The sequence below is a fragment of the Pyrinomonadaceae bacterium genome (genome assembly GCA_036277115.1).
Lineage (GTDB): Bacteria > Acidobacteriota > Blastocatellia > Pyrinomonadales > Pyrinomonadaceae > UBA11740.
Genome location: DASUNM010000023.1, coordinates 205,113 through 219,876, shown reverse-complemented (window position 1 = coordinate 219,876; position 14,764 = coordinate 205,113). Strand labels below are relative to the sequence as shown.

At 56.9% G+C, this 14,764-nt stretch carries 12 protein-coding genes; 5 read left to right on the top strand and 7 right to left on the bottom strand.

The window, feature by feature from the left end:
- Nucleotides 1-126: 126 nt before the first annotated feature.
- From VFX97_07935 to VFX97_07925, 3 genes are all read right to left on the bottom strand, one after another.
- Nucleotides 127-1,323: a hypothetical protein gene (locus VFX97_07935; GenBank protein HEX5703112.1), complete on the bottom strand. Its 1,197-nt coding sequence runs from the start codon at nucleotides 1,321-1,323 to the stop codon at nucleotides 127-129.
- 131 nt (nucleotides 1,324-1,454) lie between these two features.
- Nucleotides 1,455-2,303 (bottom strand): hypothetical protein, encoded by an 849-nt coding sequence (locus VFX97_07930; GenBank protein HEX5703111.1) that lies wholly within the window; start codon nucleotides 2,301-2,303, stop codon nucleotides 1,455-1,457.
- 36 nt (nucleotides 2,304-2,339) lie between these two features.
- Complete coding sequence (locus tag VFX97_07925; protein ID HEX5703110.1) at nucleotides 2,340-4,502, bottom strand: heme-binding protein; 2,163 nt, start codon at nucleotides 4,500-4,502, stop codon at nucleotides 2,340-2,342.
- Nucleotides 4,503-4,662: 160 nt separating this feature from the next.
- On the opposite strand from VFX97_07925, the gene VFX97_07920 reads away from it, so the two are divergent.
- The 3 genes from VFX97_07920 (at nucleotide 4,663) to VFX97_07910 (ending at nucleotide 11,142) form a co-directional block, all read left to right on the top strand.
- The gene (locus VFX97_07920; protein ID HEX5703109.1) at nucleotides 4,663-6,783 is read left to right on the top strand and encodes a carboxypeptidase-like regulatory domain-containing protein; all 2,121 of its coding nucleotides are present in this window, start codon (nucleotides 4,663-4,665) and stop codon (nucleotides 6,781-6,783) included.
- Between the two features lie 5 nt (nucleotides 6,784-6,788).
- Nucleotides 6,789-10,802, top strand: coding sequence for a hypothetical protein (locus VFX97_07915; GenBank protein HEX5703108.1), 4,014 nt, complete (start codon nucleotides 6,789-6,791; stop codon nucleotides 10,800-10,802).
- A gap of 154 nt (nucleotides 10,803-10,956) precedes the next feature.
- Nucleotides 10,957-11,142 carry a hypothetical protein gene (locus tag VFX97_07910; protein HEX5703107.1) on the top strand — a complete coding sequence of 62 codons (186 nt, stop codon included), beginning with the start codon at nucleotides 10,957-10,959 and terminating at the stop codon, nucleotides 11,140-11,142.
- Nucleotides 11,143-11,224: 82 nt separating this feature from the next.
- Here the strand turns inward: VFX97_07910 and VFX97_07905 are convergent, their stop codons facing one another.
- Entirely contained in the window at nucleotides 11,225-12,262 is a 1,038-nt protein-coding gene (locus VFX97_07905; protein HEX5703106.1) for a VWA domain-containing protein, read from the bottom strand.
- Between the two features lie 227 nt (nucleotides 12,263-12,489).
- Between VFX97_07905 and VFX97_07900 the strand changes: the two genes are divergently transcribed.
- Nucleotides 12,490-13,116, top strand: a complete 627-nt coding sequence (locus tag VFX97_07900) for a carboxypeptidase-like regulatory domain-containing protein (protein ID HEX5703105.1) — start codon at nucleotides 12,490-12,492, stop codon at nucleotides 13,114-13,116.
- Nucleotides 13,117-13,218: 102 nt separating this feature from the next.
- A complete protein-coding gene (locus VFX97_07895; GenBank protein HEX5703104.1) occupies nucleotides 13,219-13,458 on the top strand; it encodes a helix-turn-helix domain-containing protein in 240 nt (79 codons plus the stop codon).
- 50 nt (nucleotides 13,459-13,508) lie between these two features.
- On the opposite strand, the gene VFX97_07890 is transcribed toward VFX97_07895, so the two are convergent.
- Genes VFX97_07890 through VFX97_07880 form a run of 3 tightly spaced genes read right to left on the bottom strand, consistent with a single transcriptional unit; the run spans nucleotide 13,509 to nucleotide 14,762 of the window.
- On the bottom strand, nucleotides 13,509-14,045 hold the full coding sequence (locus VFX97_07890; GenBank protein ID HEX5703103.1) for a hypothetical protein: 537 nt from the start codon (nucleotides 14,043-14,045) through the stop codon (nucleotides 13,509-13,511).
- Nucleotides 14,035-14,238 carry a hypothetical protein gene (locus VFX97_07885; GenBank protein HEX5703102.1) on the bottom strand — a complete coding sequence of 68 codons (204 nt, stop codon included), beginning with the start codon at nucleotides 14,236-14,238 and terminating at the stop codon, nucleotides 14,035-14,037. Before VFX97_07885 ends, VFX97_07890 begins: the two co-directional genes overlap by 11 nt.
- A complete protein-coding gene (locus VFX97_07880; GenBank protein ID HEX5703101.1) occupies nucleotides 14,238-14,762 on the bottom strand; it encodes a protein-disulfide reductase DsbD domain-containing protein in 525 nt (174 codons plus the stop codon). The genes VFX97_07885 and VFX97_07880 overlap by 1 nt, the downstream gene beginning before the upstream one ends.
- Between the last annotated feature and the right edge of the window lie 2 nt (nucleotides 14,763-14,764).

Below are 14,764 nucleotides of genomic sequence, written 5' to 3'. Positions count from 1 at the left end.
TCGGTGTCTCCGTGGTGAACTTTGTCGCGAAAAACCCATCACCACAAAGACACTGAGAACCACAAAGACACACAAAGAGAGGGCGACCCTCTCTGCTTTGCTCTTTGCCCTTATCGCTTAGCATTCTTATTGAACGGATGATTCGTGGCTCGGCGGCGGCTTCTTCTTACCGACATCCTCAGTATGGCAATAGGTGCAATTGCTCGTCTTCTTAAATTGCTCCAGCTCAGTTTCGATAGTCACGGCTTTTGGATAAGTAGTGCGTTTGCTGTCGCGATGGCATGCCGCGCAGGCATCTATCGGGACGTCCGGCGTCAGGCCGCGCAACGTGCCGGCGCGCGTGATGTTGATGTGGCAAGTCGTGCATTCCAGGATGTGTTCACCTTTGCCGCCCTCGTGCGCAAACTTTGCCGAGATGCGCTTCACGGCGAGGGACGCCACAAACGTCTCGGCGGGCTTATGACATCCGGCACAATTCGCACCGATCGGTTCCTGCGCTTTCCAATGGCATTCGAAACACGCGTCGTGCGTGCGCGGCATCGACTTGAACGGATTTAGAAGAGACGGATCAGCATTGAAAGGCGACACCGCCGCGATGACGAGTGACTTGTCCGTCACGTGGCAAAGCGAACAGTTGTTGTAGTCAGGTTTCTTGTTGTCCTGGGGCGCCGACCCTGGCCGGTGATGAGACCGTAACGAAAGCGATGCAAGTCGAAGCGAGGAATATCCGCGGTAGGACATGATTCCCCTCTCCGCATGCGGAGAGGGATTAGGGGAGAGGTTGCCGCGCATTGGAACCCCACCCCCAACCCCTCCCCGCGTACGGGGAGGGGAGATGAGCCTGGCAATCACGTTCTGATGTTTGTCGTGCGGGAATTCGATCTTGAACTGGCGCTCGTCTTTTGGCTTCGCAGTTTGATTCGCGCTATTCGGTCTTCCGAAAGCGAAGCGGCGATCCTCGCGCGGCGCGGCGCGCAGGTGACAGACCGTACAGATCGCCGGGCCAGTGCCGATCGTCGCCTGACGCGTGAAGAACTGCGGCCGATGACAACGCACGCACGCGTCGTGATCGGGAAAGTCAGCGGCGTCCGGAAATGCACGACCGGCAGTCCACGTCGTCGGAATCTTGTGACAGGCATTGCATTCGAGACTCTTGTGTTTGTCCGACGAGTGTAAAAAGGCGGAGTACTTTGCCGCTGAGCCTCGCGGCGCTTGCGCTTGGGCCGGCGGTCTTCGTGCGGGCGGGCGACGGCGCGTTTGCGCCGCGACGATGGCGGCGGCGGTGACGCCAAACACAAGCAAGATGATGATTCGTAGTCTCATTGAGCGCTTCGATTTGGAGTGCGCCGGCAGAGCGAGATGACGCCGACTGGAGCGCAAGCGTCCTCGCTTGCCGTCCTTTCAGAAGCTGCAACCGAGACGGTTGCGCTCCAGTCTGCCGCCGCACTCCATATTCATGGACAAACCGGCAAAGGCCGCTCGACGATCTCGCACTTCACCTTCGGATCCTTTTCGTTCGACAACATGAAGGGACGCTTCATGGCAACTCCCAAATCCGTTGCTTTAACTTCGCGTTCGCAGATCCAAAGGATGCTCGTCTTTTCAGTCTCGCTTCCGATCAGGTTTGAAATCGTGTAAGTGCCGGGGTCGATGTTGGTCAGATAAGCCGTGCCTTTGCGATCGGTCATGATCGACATCACCGGCGGTTTAGTAGGCGCTTCGGCTTCGGCCATCAGGGCCCGAAGCGCCTTCTGCTTCTGTTCGTAAAATCCGAAACGCAGTTCCGGACTCAGGTAGTTCGCCAGCCAGCGACGCGCGATTTCACGATCTTTCAATTCACGAAGGGCCTGTTCAAACGCCGCCTGAAATTCCGGAACTGCGTCAGCCCCGCTGAGATATTTGTCCTCAACCTCACGGCAATACGGTGATTCGCAATCGTTATCTTTCAGCCATTTAATCAGCGCCGCACTCGCGCCTTTCGCGCGGTAATAACAATCACGCGACATGACTTCCGTCTGCTTCGCCTTTTCGATCAGCGATTTGTTCTCCTCGAGTGAGCCTTTGATCAGAAAGAAACGTTTGCGCGGTAAGTCTTTGGTGCCTTCCGCAGATTTGTAGCGGACTTTCAGGCGGACAACGCCGCGGTTGGCTGCCGGTGCTTGCGTATTTGCGACGAACGAGGAGGCAAAAGGAGAAAGGCAAAAGGCGAAAATAAGAACAGCGAGCGCACCCGCGCACCGTATCGCGGGCCGAACTCTCCAGTTGGTGGCGGGCAATAGCCCGCCTCTAAACGACAGGGACATTATTTTGGTTTAGAGGCGGGCTACCGCCCGCCGTCACTACAGGTTCGGACTGCGCGGAAACTTCACAAACGGCAGCCGCACCTCGCGCACAAAGATTTGATCGGAACGTATGCCGACCGGCGGCGCGAAACCGGCGGCGCCGGCGGCCGCAATTAGATCGTCTTGATCAATCCCATCCCCGCTGATGCCAATCGCGCCAACCAGCTCACCATTTTTGTAGAGCGGAATGCTGCCCGCGAAAATCTGCATGCCATTGGGCAGATCCGGAATCGACGTGCAGGGCAACGCCGCGCCGCCGAGCACCGCCTGCAAATTCGACTTAATTAGATCCAATTGTAGCCCGACGTTAAATACGCTCCATTCGTTTAATTCGCGGCTGAATGGCCCGGCGGTGGTGTCGTTGATTCCGTCAGGAAAAAGCGGGCGATGCAGAAATCCGATGGCCCGGTCGCTGAACGCAATCGATCCGTTCAGCTGAAGGCCATCGGCGCCGGCGCGACTAACGTACGAACCGAAACCTGCGCCCGTCAGCAATGCCCCAGTGTTCGCACGCGAGAAGAACGCCGCGCTGCGCGCTTTCTGTACTGACACATCAAATCCAAACCCGGGCGCGTCCTGTTGACGGAACACGCCGAGCACGACGCCGCTCGCATCGGTCACCGCGATAGTGACGCGCGCGTTGCTGCCCAGCGGCTGACGAATTGCTGCCCGGGTGATATTTGCCTGCTGCGCTCCGCGCGAAATGATTGTGTTTACCTCGGCAGCCGTCAAAGAATTCGCGGTGACGGTCGGACTGCCGATGAAAGGAAAGAAGCGCGTATCAACCTCGCCGGCGATTCCACCCACTACGGCTGCGGTGAATTGCGATGTTTGCGCGCCGAGAATCGGAGAAGTAACCGCACCCGGCAAGCTGCCGAAGGGAATTGTCGCCGGACTCGGCGCGTTCGTAACGTTCAAATAGGTTAGCCGAATTCCGTCAACCAGGATGTTATCGCCGCGAACGGTGGAAGGTGCTTCGAATCCGCGCGTAGCTGAAACCGCAATGACTTCTTCAAACGGCTGATCAAAATCTGCAGGGTCCCGATCGATTGTGTAAACGCTGTCGCCTTCGATCCCGACTCCGCCGACGGCTTCGCCGTTTTTGTAAATGGGTGCGCTGCCCGAATCGCCGCTGAGACCAAGCGGCAGTCCCGGCAGTTTGATGTCTGAACATGGCAGTGAAGAGAACTGAACGCCGAACAAGGGCCCGCCGGGGCGATTGTCGACGCCGGGAGGAAAATGTTCCTGGATGATGAAGCTCGCGGTGCGCGTGGTGAACGCGTTGCCCCGTGTGCTGAACAGCGCGGCCGTGCCGGCTTTCGAAATTGCGGCGAGCCGCGCGGGCACAACGGTCCCGTCCAAACCAGTCGCGACAAACCCGGTCATCGGATTCGGCGTCAACGTCGGTCCCGGGCCGCCACCCCGAAACTGCGTCGTCGCCGGCGCCCCCGTCATCGTGAAGACGCCAAGAACGTTGCCCTCTTTGTCAGTCACCGCAACGGTGACAGCGCGGTTCAGTGCGGAAGCCGCTGACACTGCTTGCGCGATCACGGTTTGCACTTCGCTGGTAGTGAGTGAGCCTGCAGTCGCCGCCGCCGGTGGAGGTTGTGTGATGGTCGCCGGAGTTGGTACTGAGCCCGGGTCATCAGGCGGCCCGCCGCCCACGTGTCCGATGGCCACGCGCACTCGATTGCTCGCGGTGCCACGATAAGTGATCCCAACCAGCACGTCACCGAGATCCGCGACACCCTCTGGTAAGCGAACAATGATTAAGGTGATCCATTCCTGTTGTGGCACACGCCCGACGTGTTCAACCGGAAGCCAGTAGTACTGATGTGATCCATCTTCAGCGGCGGCGGTTATTTCCGCGATCGAGATGCTCGGATCGATTCCCATCGCGAACAGCATGATGCGGGTGCGATTGTCGTTGCCCCAACGAACTTCAGTCGTCGGGGAAAACGGTTCGCGCTTGCGCGTGATCGATTCGACTGCGATCGCCCGCGTTGAAGTCTCTTCGCTGACTAAAGTGGGACGGGTTACTTGCGCTTCGGATTGGGTGAACAGCGGCAATTGCGTCGCGGCGAGCAGCGCACAAACCAGAGCCGTAATCACGCCGCGCCAGCGTTTGGTGAATAACCTTTTTGTTATCCGAACTGCCATGCGCCGCTGCAACAATGGGTTTGGGGAAGCTTGGTGAATCTACCACCAATCGCAATTACCGCGAAGCCTTTTCTCGAATCGTACGCGCAAGCGAATTCTATTGATACGCAACGCGGGCGTGTGCTACAAGTCCGTGTCCCCCAAGCAAGCTCAAAAAATCATGACCGGTCACCTGCACAGCGGCTTGCGACTTGTAATGGTCGCCGGTTGTTTGCTGATCGCGGTGACTGAAGTGTCTGCGCAAAAACGCGGCACGATAACAGGCAAAGTCACGCCCGCGGCTGACGTAATCGTCTTCGCGACGAATCAGGTAACCAGCAGAGTTACGCGCACGCGCGCCGGGTCAGATGGTCAATACTCAATCAGCGTACGTCCGGGCGCGTACCGTTTGAGTGTGGCTCCTCCTCACATCGCAAAATTCGACAATACGAAGACTTATGGCGAGCATGCGTTGATTCGCGACGATTCGCTCGAGAATGTCATCGTGCGCGAAGGTCAGGAGACGAAAATAGACTTCGCTGTCGAGAAGCGAGAAGAGAAGCCGCTGGTAAACGTTCCCGCACGAGAGCCGACGGGCGCGGCCGGTGACCCCAGCGTCGATTCTGATCCGCAGAGCGAAGCCGACCGTCGCGAGGTGCGCGATCGCTGGCGCATTGGCTTTCCCGAATACGATCGCTATGGCGACAAGGGCGCGCGCGGGCGCGATATTCCGTTCAAGAAAGGACGCTGGTATGACCCTTACAACTTGAACTGGATGAAAGGTGACTATCCGGTCATCGGTAACAAGGTCTTCATGATTCTGTCGGCGGTCAGTTCGAGCTTCGTTGAGTTAAGCCGCACGCCGAAACCTTCCGATGCGAGCAGTGCGCGACCAGGTAGTGCTGAATTTTTCGGCAAGCCGGAGCAGTTCGCGGTGAATCAAGTTTTTCAATTCAGCTTTGAGATGTTTCGCGGCGACTCGACGTTCCGGCCGCGCGACTGGGCAATCAAGATTTCGCCGACGTTTAGCCTGCCGAACTATCTTAATGCGCGTGAAACGGGCGTCGTAAATATCGACGTGCGTCGCGGCACGAATCGCACGGACACGCACTTCTCGCTCGAAGAAGCGTTCGCGGAAGTGAAGCTGACGGACGTCAACGAAAACTTTGATTTCGTGTCGGCCCGCGTAGGTATTCAACCGTTCGTTTCCGATTTTCGCGGCTTCATCTTTTCTGATAACAATCTGGGCGCAAGAGTGTTTGGGTCCTTTGATAATAATCGTTTCCAATTCAATGCGGCCTATTTCGCCCAACTCGAGAAGGACACGAATAGCGGCCTGAATCGTTTCGACCGGCGGCAGCAGAATGTTTACCTTGCGAATATTTTTCGGCAGGACTTTATCCGCAAGGGCTACACGATTCAGGGCAGCGCGCTTTTTAACGATGATCGCCGCAGCATCCAGTACGACCGGAATGGTTTTCTGGTGCGCCCGGCGTTGATCGGTGACGTGCGGCCGCACTCGATCAAAGTCGGCTACATCGGCGTGAATGGTGATGGGCATCTTGGCCGGTTGAATCTGACGAACAGTTACTACTACGCATTCGGCCGTGACGATCGGAACCCAATTGCCGGACGGCCCGTGCATGTCAGTTCGCACATGGCGGCGGTTGAAACTTCGATCGATTTCGACTACCTGCGTTTTCGCGGCTCGGTCTTCTGGGCGCAAGGCGACAAGGATCCCACCGATGATCAAGGAAACGGATTCGACGCGATTCTTGACGATCCGAACTTCGTCGGCGGTCAGTTTTCGTTTTGGAACCGCAACGGAATCCGGCTGACGCAAACAGGTGTCGGCCTGGTTCAGCCGAACAGCCTTTTGCCGTCCCTTCGCAGCAGCAAGATCGAGGGGCAGGCCAACTTTGTAAATCCGGGAATTTTTATTTACAACGCGGGTGTCGATGTGGAAGTAACGCAGCGAATCAAGGCCGTATTCAATGCGAACTACCTGCGATTTCATCGAACTGAGCCGCTGGAATACGTGCTGTTTCAAAACCGGATTCGTCACGATATCGGTTGGGACCTGAGCCTTGGGGTCGCATACCGGCCGCTGCTTATCAACAATCTCACCATGACGTTCGGCGCGGCGACCTTGCAACCAGGGAGTGGTTTTCGCGACATCTACACTGATGCGTCGCGAAACTGTCCGCCGAACTTGATCGATTTCTGCACGCCGGATGATGTAATCATTGATCCGAAGAAGCCCTTGTTCAATTTGTTCGCGCAGGTGAAGTTTGTTTTTTGATCGTTATGTCACCACGAAGACACGAAGACACAAAGACGAGGCAGAAAAACGCAGGGCTTGTTCTCGTTGCGGCAATCGCTTTGTGTCTTTGTGTCTTGGTGGTTAATGTCGCCCGGCCCACTGAAGGGCATGAGGCGGCATACAGCTCACCGGCTGCTTATCAAAACCCGCAAGCGACCGCCCCACTCGAAGGCTGCCTCAAATGCCATGACAAGATTGAGCCGATGCATCGGTTCGGTCCCACCGCGACGCTCGACAAACTCGATAACGGCAAAGACGCGCTCGGCCTGACGTGCACTGGCTGTCATGGCGGCAATCCCGCGGCGACGACGAAAGAAGAAGCGCACGTGCGGCCGCGGTACCCGAATGAGTGGATTAAGAACGGCAAGTTTCGCATTCCGGAAAGATCCGGGCCGCTGCTCGCGCGTGAGAGTTTGGAGTTTGTGCGCTTCCTGAATCCCGGTGATCTGCGCGTGGCGGCGAAAACCTGTGGCAGCTCGGAGTGTCACAGCGTGCAAACGAACGCCGTCAGCAAAAGCATGATGACGCACGGCGCGATGCTCTGGGGCGCAGCGCTCTACAACAACGGCGGTTATCCAATTAAGGACTCGCAATTCGGCGAAAGCTACAGCGCGAACGGCGCGCCGCAACGTTTGATTCAAGTCCCACAGCCGAATGCCGAACAGCGGAGACAGAAAGGTATTCTCTCGTTCCTCGATCCGTTGCCGCGTTGGGAAATATCGCAACCCGGCAACGTTCTGCGTGTGTTCGAGCGTGGCGGGCGGCGCCGTCTGGAAACTGCTTTGCCGGACAAAGAAGAAGAGCCGGGCAAGCCTGACAAGGGTTTGAGCGCGCGTGGATTCGGAACAGCGCAGCGAACTGATCCGGTTTATCTCGGACTGCAAAAAACGCGCTTGCTGGATCCGACGTTGAATTATCTCGGCACGAATGATCATCCGGGTGATTACCGTTCGTCGGGCTGCACGGCCTGTCACGTCATCTATGCGAACGATCGCGATCCGAAGCACTCAGCGTTTTACAGTTCAGCCGGCAATCAGGGCAAGTCGCAATCTGCTGACGTGAACATTCCAAAGGACGAGTCGGGTCACGCCATCAAACATCAGTTCACCAGCCGCATTCCCACTTCGCAGTGCATGATCTGTCACATGCATCCGGGCGAGAACATGGTCGCGTCTTATCTCGGTTTGACCTGGTGGGACAACGAAACCGACGGTGACAAGATGTATCCGGCCGCGCAACACGACCCGTCGCAATCAGAAGAGGATCGAAAACTTGATCGCAATCCCGAGGCGGCGAGCCTGCGCGGTCTTTGGTCCGACCCCGAGTTTCTGCAGAAGACCGGCACGCCGGAATTCAATTCACAACTAAAGAACACTCGCTTTGCGGATTTTCATGGTCACGGCTGGATGTTTCGGCAAGTGTTCAAGCGCGATCGTGAGGGGAACTTGCTAGACGCGAACAACGCGATCGTGGCGCCTGAGGATCCTGATCGATTCAAGAAGTCGGTTCATTTGAACGACATCCATCTCGAAAAAGGGATGCATTGCATCGATTGTCACTTTCGGCAGGACTCGCACGGCAACGGCATTCTGTACAACGAACCGCGCGCGGCGATTGAGATTAGCTGCATCGATTGTCACGGCACGATCCGCGAGCGGGCGACGCTGGTGACGTCGGGATTCGCCGCCGGCGCGACTGTCAAAGATGGCAAGTTCGAAGAAGGCCGCGGACGAAATCTCGCCACGCTTCGGTTTCGTGACGCCGAAGGCGGACGAACATTCCTATTCCAGCGCATACGTAATGACACGAAACGCAAAGACGAGAAGGGCAATGAAATTCAGTTAAAGGCGGGCGACATCGTGCAGAACTCGATGGTGGTGCCCGGCCGTTGGTGGCGTGTGTCGCAGACCACGGACACGATCAACCCAAGCGCGCCGCACCCTGAGGACTACAATCTGAAGTCGCGTTACGCGAAGACGATGCGCACCGACAACTCAACGTGGGGAGACGTCCCGGCCGAGAACAACCTGCTGGCGCATCGCGACGAAAACATGACCTGCTTCGCGTGTCATTCTTCCTGGGTGACGAGTTGTTTCGGCTGTCACCTTTCGATGACCGCGAATCGCAAGATGCCGAACCGTCACAACGAAGGCGGCAACTCGCGCAACTTCACGACCTACAACTATCAAGTCCTGCGCGACGACATTTTCATGCTCGGCCGCGACGGAACGGTGACGGGTAACCGCATTGCGCCGGTGCGCTCATCCAGCGCGGTGCTGGTTAGCTCGCAAAATCAAAACCGCGAGTGGATTTATTCGCAGCAACAGACGGTTTCGGCGGAAGGATACTCGGGGCAAACTTTCAATACGCATGTGCCGCACACCGTGCGCGGAAAAGAGACGAAGGCTTGCAGCGACTGTCACGTGGCGAAGACGAACGATAACAACGCCTGGATGGCACAGGTGCTTTTGCAGGGCACGAACTTCGTCAACTTCATGGGGCGGTTCGTCTACGTAGCGGCGGATCATTCGCTGGAAGCAGTGGTGGCCACTGAGCGTAATGAGCCGCAGGCGGTATTGGGCAGCACGCTTCATAAGGTCGCGTTCCCGAAGAACTATGAAAATTTTGTAAATCGCGGACGCGAACTTAAGGAGTTTTACGAGCACAAGGGCAATCCTCGCGTGCTACAGGTGCAGTTGCGCGGCGAGTATGCGTACGTCGCCGCCGGCGAAGGCGGCTTGCGCGTTTATGATGTTGCGCAGATCGATCAGAAAGGATTTTCGGAGCGTATTGTCACTGCGCCCGTGTCCCGCTTCGGTCAGAAGTTTTGGGTAAAGACGAAGTACGCAACCGCTGTCGCCGCGCCTTCCACACTCGCGGTAGATCCGGCCCGCTGGCGTATGACGACGGATGGTCGAATGGTTTCGCCCGATGAAGCGCGACGACTGCCGCCCGAGCAACTCTTGAACGAAGAGCAGCCGATTCATCCGTTGTATGGTTATCTCTACGTTGCGGACAAGCACGAAGGATTGATCGTCGTGAACGCGGCGACGTTGCTCGATGGCGATCCGCTGAACAACTATCTGAAGCGTCAACTCGACGAATCGAAATATCCAAACGGCGCCTACAATCCCGACGGCAGGTTGACCGGGGCTAACAACATTACGATTGCCGGGACGAATGCCTACATCACCACCGATCGAGAGTTGGTGGTCGTCAGGATCGATGACCCGCTGAATCCCGTGTTAATCAACCGTGTTCAGTTCAAACACCCACGCGCGATTGCGATCCAGTTCCGGTATGGCTTCGTAGTAGATGACGAGGGATTGAAGGTAATCGATGTCACGTCGCCAGAGGAGATCGTGTTCCGCGGAGCCGAAGTGCCGCTCGCGGACGCGCACGATGTTTACGTCGCGCGCACTTACGCGTACGTCGCCAACGGCAAAAACGGCGTCGCCATCATCGACGTAAAAAATCCGGAGCAGCCGCGCCTGGATCAGATGTATAACGCCGAAGGGAAGCTCAACGACACGCACCAGGTGAAGGTCGCGATGACGAATGCGAGTCTGTTTGCTTACGTGGCCGACGGAAAGAACGGACTGCGCATCCTGCAACTGACCTCGCCTGAAACGATGCCGACTTACGCCGGCTTCAGTCCGCGTCCGCAGCCACAGTTGATTGCGACGTTTAAGACAAAAGGTGAGGCGCTCGCTGTTTCGAAGGGTTTGGATCGCGACCGCGCGGTCGACGAAAGCGGTAACCAGGTGGCTGTCTTCGGTCGCCGCGGCGCGCGGCCGTTTACGGCGGACGAGGTGCAAAGGATGCTGCGAACGAATGGCGGCAAGGGCGAATACTTTTCCGTGAGCGATGAGCCGGCCACTGAACCCCGGCGATTGAGTGGCGCTACTACGTCCACGGTTTCGGTTGCGGTGAGCGTGGCCCTGGGACTGTTCGGCGTCGTCATCGTTTTCCGGCGGAAGAGACGACCTCAGGGCTGACATGTTCTTAAAGCTTTGCTTTTCAATGGCAAGATTGAAGCGATAGAATTTAACGCCACAAGGGTGTTGCAAAACCGAATGCGGGCGGTTAGATTTGCGGTTTGACGTTTATAGACGCAAGCGGCCAACGCCGCTGACAACTGGAGGTAATTAAGTGCCGACCGGAACGTGCCCTGAATGTGAAGCCGAAGTTCATGTCGAGACAGATGCGGACAAAGGCGAGATTGTGGATTGCGACGACTGTGGACTCCAGCTCGAGATCGTAGGACTGGATCCAGTCGAACTGGACATCGTTGAAGAAGAAGTTGACGACGATGATGATGAAGATGATGAATACTAAGTGATGAGTTATGAGTGATGAGTAATGAGGGCGCTCCGCGCTTTCACTCATCACTCAGTACTCATTACTCATCACTTACTCGTCACTGTTTCCTGGCCTGGTATCCGGGCCGGCTCTGACGCACAGTTAATCCTTGCGGTCCTTCAATTCTTATCGTGTGAAACTTGCCGTCACCGCGATTCTGCAGGGGCGGGTAAAAACCTAAAACGTAAGCTGACGAAACTTCTTCGGCGACGGCGCGGAAGAGCGGGCCGAGGTCGGGTTCGTTTGCGTAGATGCTGCGACCGCCGGTCAGTTCGACAATACCGCTGACATCCAGGGGAGTGGGCAACGGTGTGACTTTCACCGCGGCGAGCATTTGTGAGTAAGACGGCATCGTCACGACATAGACGCTCGTGTCGGCGGCGTTCGCGCGCTCAATTACGGTTTCAGGAGAGACGGTGTCGCCGACCGGGAAGCCGTCAGTGATTACGATCACGGCGCGTTTGACCAATTGATTCTGGCGCATCAGCGGTGCGTGGCGCGTGAGCATGCGAACGGCGTCATCGATCGCGTCGTAAGCGTGCGTGGACATGCCATCGGGGTCGTGGCCCAGACGTTGGTAGGCGCGCTCAAGCTTTTCCGGATCAGCCGTCAGCGTTTGGAGAGTTTTGACGCGCATGCCAAAAGTCATCACGCCAAAGACTGCGGGGTGACCGGACAAGCGTCGAGAAAATTCTCGCATGGCCGCCGCGACACGTTGAACTTCTTCCGCGGTCATGCTGCCGGAAACGTCGAGCGCGAACACGACTGCCAGTGGCCGCGGTTCGCCCGCGACCTTCTCGAGATTGAATGACTCAATCTTTCGTTCAGTCCCGTCTTCGAATAATTTGAAGTCTTCCTTTTTTAGATTCCGAACGAGGCGTCCTTTCGCATCAGTCACGACCACGTTAACCGGGACGAGATCCGTGTCAATCTTGATCACGTCTTGCGGGTCGTCTTCCGTGGGCATTACGCGGCGCGGACGCTCTTGTGGAGGAGGGTTCTGCGCGAAGGTGCTGTGAGGCGCGGCTAACGCGAACGCGAGGCCGAGCATCAATGGCGGGAGACTGAAAAGCTGGAACGGCTTGCCGAATAACATTAGCGTTTTCGGATTATACGCTCGCGCCGGTGAGGCCGCCATCGGTACGCATGCCTCCGGCATGCTATGGCACGTCAGAGGCGTGCGGACCGGAGATCACGGCATGCTCTTGCACGCCAGAGGCGTGCACCGCAAAGTCGAGGCAACGTTAAGTTGCGATTTTCGCTTCGTATGTGCTGGACTGGTTTGCCGCAGCACCTACGTGATAAGTTGAGGGCCTATCAAAGATGAAAATTGCTCGCTCAGTTACGACCATAGCGTTGCTTGCGCTTTTTGCGCTGGTCGGGGCAGCGCAGGAAAAGGACAAGACCACCGGCGCTTTAAAAGGCAAAGTGCGCGTCGAGAGAGGTTCACCGGTTGGCGTCGCGGTGGTTCTGCGGCGAGGCGATGAGGAAGTGCGACGCGTCGAAACTGATCGTAAGGGCGAGTTTACGATTGCCGGGGTTCCGCCCGGGGTCTACGGACTCACGTTTCGCAAGCCAGGCCTGGCCGTCGGATCGATTGAAAAAGTTGAAGTGAAGGCCGGCAAGGTGCGATCGCTTGGCGATCGTCTGGTTCTGTCGGTCGATGAAGGTTCGATTGCCTTCCTGCGCGGCAGTGTCTTCACGGAGGGTGGGCGCAGTGTTCCCAACGCTCGTGTGGAACTCTCGCGCGTAAACTCAGAGTCTTCAGTTGAGAGGCTTGATGCGCGGAACACCGGTGAGACCGGTGAATTCGTTTTTCGCGTCCCGCCGGACTCAGCTAAGTATCGGCTAACACTTAAAGCAGACGGCGCTGAGCCGGCGTCAAAAGATGTGGATGTTGATGCGGCCCTCGTGTATCGGGTGGCGCTTATTTACAAGCCGAAACCGTAAAGTTAGTTTCAAGTTTCAAGTTTCAAGTTTCAGGTTTCAAGTTTCAGGCTTGTCCATATGGCCAACTTGAAACTTTAAACTTGAAACCTGAAACTTACGTCGATGTCCGATCGCGAAGAGTTTCTGACTGCCAAGCAGCTCGCTGAGATTCTTCAAGTCAGCGAGACCACCGTGCGTCGCATGGCACAGAAGCGGCGTATTCCTTCCGTGCGCCTAACGCCGCGCATCATTCGTTTTCATCTCGATGCTGTTCGTGAGGCGTTGGACGTGCCGCGGGTGTCGCGGCCGAGCGGCAAAACCGACGACGCGCAGTTGTCGTTTGAAGATTTAATGTCGAACTAAGTGGCACAGACTTCAGTCTGTGAATTCGACTCGTAAATCGGGTCGGATTCTCACCGCCGGCCCATCGGAATCTCAACCCATTTTCCGTTCTGATTGATGTAGGCCTTCGGGCTGCGGATGGGGAACCTGCGCGCAAACGAGGGGTTCGCTTTCAGGAAGCGATTGATCGTCGCATTGTCGCCGGTCGCCACGCGCCATTGACCATCCTCGCGAATCAGGTACTGCTGGACGACAAGTTTGCCGTCGGCGTTGAGTGGCTTGTTCACGCGTGCGTACATCGTGGTGTCGGCCACGGCCAGGTTTCCGGACACGCGAACGGCGCCGATTTCGATTCGCTGTAGTTGATAGAGGTCGCTGGTTCGTTGCAGGCCGCTGACGAAGCGGTCCTTAGTAATGCGTGAGCGCGAGGAAGACGGCAGCGCGTCATAGAGCGCGGCGTAATTGCCTGATTTCAACTGATCGAACACGCTCTGAATTGTCGCGCGCGCGTCACTCTCATCCGTCACGACGGCCGCGGCTGGTTGACACATCACCCAAAGGACGACGAATGCCAGAAGCAGAGCAACGAACGCTGGGTTAGTCTTCAATATCTTCATCTTCTTCGATCGGTGATTCCGCTGCCACCCTGGCGCGCGCCTGCGCCCGGAAGCTGATAAACCACGCCACGATCCCCAAAGTCGCAGTAACGAAAGCCGCCGTTAGATTGTTCCACCACAGCAGCACTGCGGCAGAGAGCAGAAATAAGCCGGACAGAATTGTGAACGCTCGCTCTGCCGTCATCACTTCATTTCAACCGATACGTTCGTGTTGAGAGTTGCCGGCGGAAAACACTTCTCATGATCGCAGGCTTGGACACGTATGTTCAAAGGCAGCGAGCGCGTTCCTTTGCCGGCGACTTTTAGCGGAAGCCTTACCTCAATCTGGCCTTCATAGACGGCCAGCGGCTCGTCCGCGAATTGAAATTTCTGTTTCTTCGCGGGCGGGTAGATGGGTTTTCCGACATCCAGTCCCTCCACCTTGCCGGCAGTAACTTCCGTTGCGATTAGGTAAGGATACGTGGCCGGATTTGCATTGACGTGATAACCCGCTTCGATATTCAGCATCACGAGCGCTTCGCCATCATTGCCGCCGGAGATGGCAGTGCCTGTGCCGCCGAGCGTCACAACGTCGGCCGATGATCGGACCTCGCGTTGACTGCTCTGAGAGACAGCCGGTCCCGGATTCGTCGCAGGTTTCGAGCAGGCGTTGACGAACGCCAGACCGAGGGCAACAAAACCGATTACCGAAATCGAAACTTTTCCCATCC

Excerpts from the sequence above, each read along its gene's own strand:
- VFX97_07905 (HEX5703106.1), bottom strand. The coding sequence starts at position 12,262 with ATGTTATTCGGCAAGCCGTTCCAGCTTTTCAGTCTCCCGCCATTGATG.
- VFX97_07920 (HEX5703109.1), top strand. The coding sequence starts at position 4,663 with ATGACCGGTCACCTGCACAGCGGCTTGCGACTTGTAATGGTCGCCGGT.
- VFX97_07915 (HEX5703108.1), top strand. The coding sequence starts at position 6,789 with ATGTCACCACGAAGACACGAAGACACAAAGACGAGGCAGAAAAACGCA.
- VFX97_07900 (HEX5703105.1), top strand. The coding sequence starts at position 12,490 with ATGAAAATTGCTCGCTCAGTTACGACCATAGCGTTGCTTGCGCTTTTT.
- VFX97_07885 (HEX5703102.1), bottom strand. The coding sequence starts at position 14,238 with ATGACGGCAGAGCGAGCGTTCACAATTCTGTCCGGCTTATTTCTGCTC.
- VFX97_07935 (HEX5703112.1), bottom strand. The coding sequence starts at position 1,323 with ATGAGACTACGAATCATCATCTTGCTTGTGTTTGGCGTCACCGCCGCC.
- VFX97_07925 (HEX5703110.1), bottom strand. The coding sequence starts at position 4,502 with ATGGCAGTTCGGATAACAAAAAGGTTATTCACCAAACGCTGGCGCGGC.
- VFX97_07895 (HEX5703104.1), top strand. The coding sequence starts at position 13,219 with ATGTCCGATCGCGAAGAGTTTCTGACTGCCAAGCAGCTCGCTGAGATT.
- VFX97_07930 (HEX5703111.1), bottom strand. The coding sequence starts at position 2,303 with ATGTCCCTGTCGTTTAGAGGCGGGCTATTGCCCGCCACCAACTGGAGA.
- VFX97_07880 (HEX5703101.1), bottom strand. The coding sequence starts at position 14,762 with ATGGGAAAAGTTTCGATTTCGGTAATCGGTTTTGTTGCCCTCGGTCTG.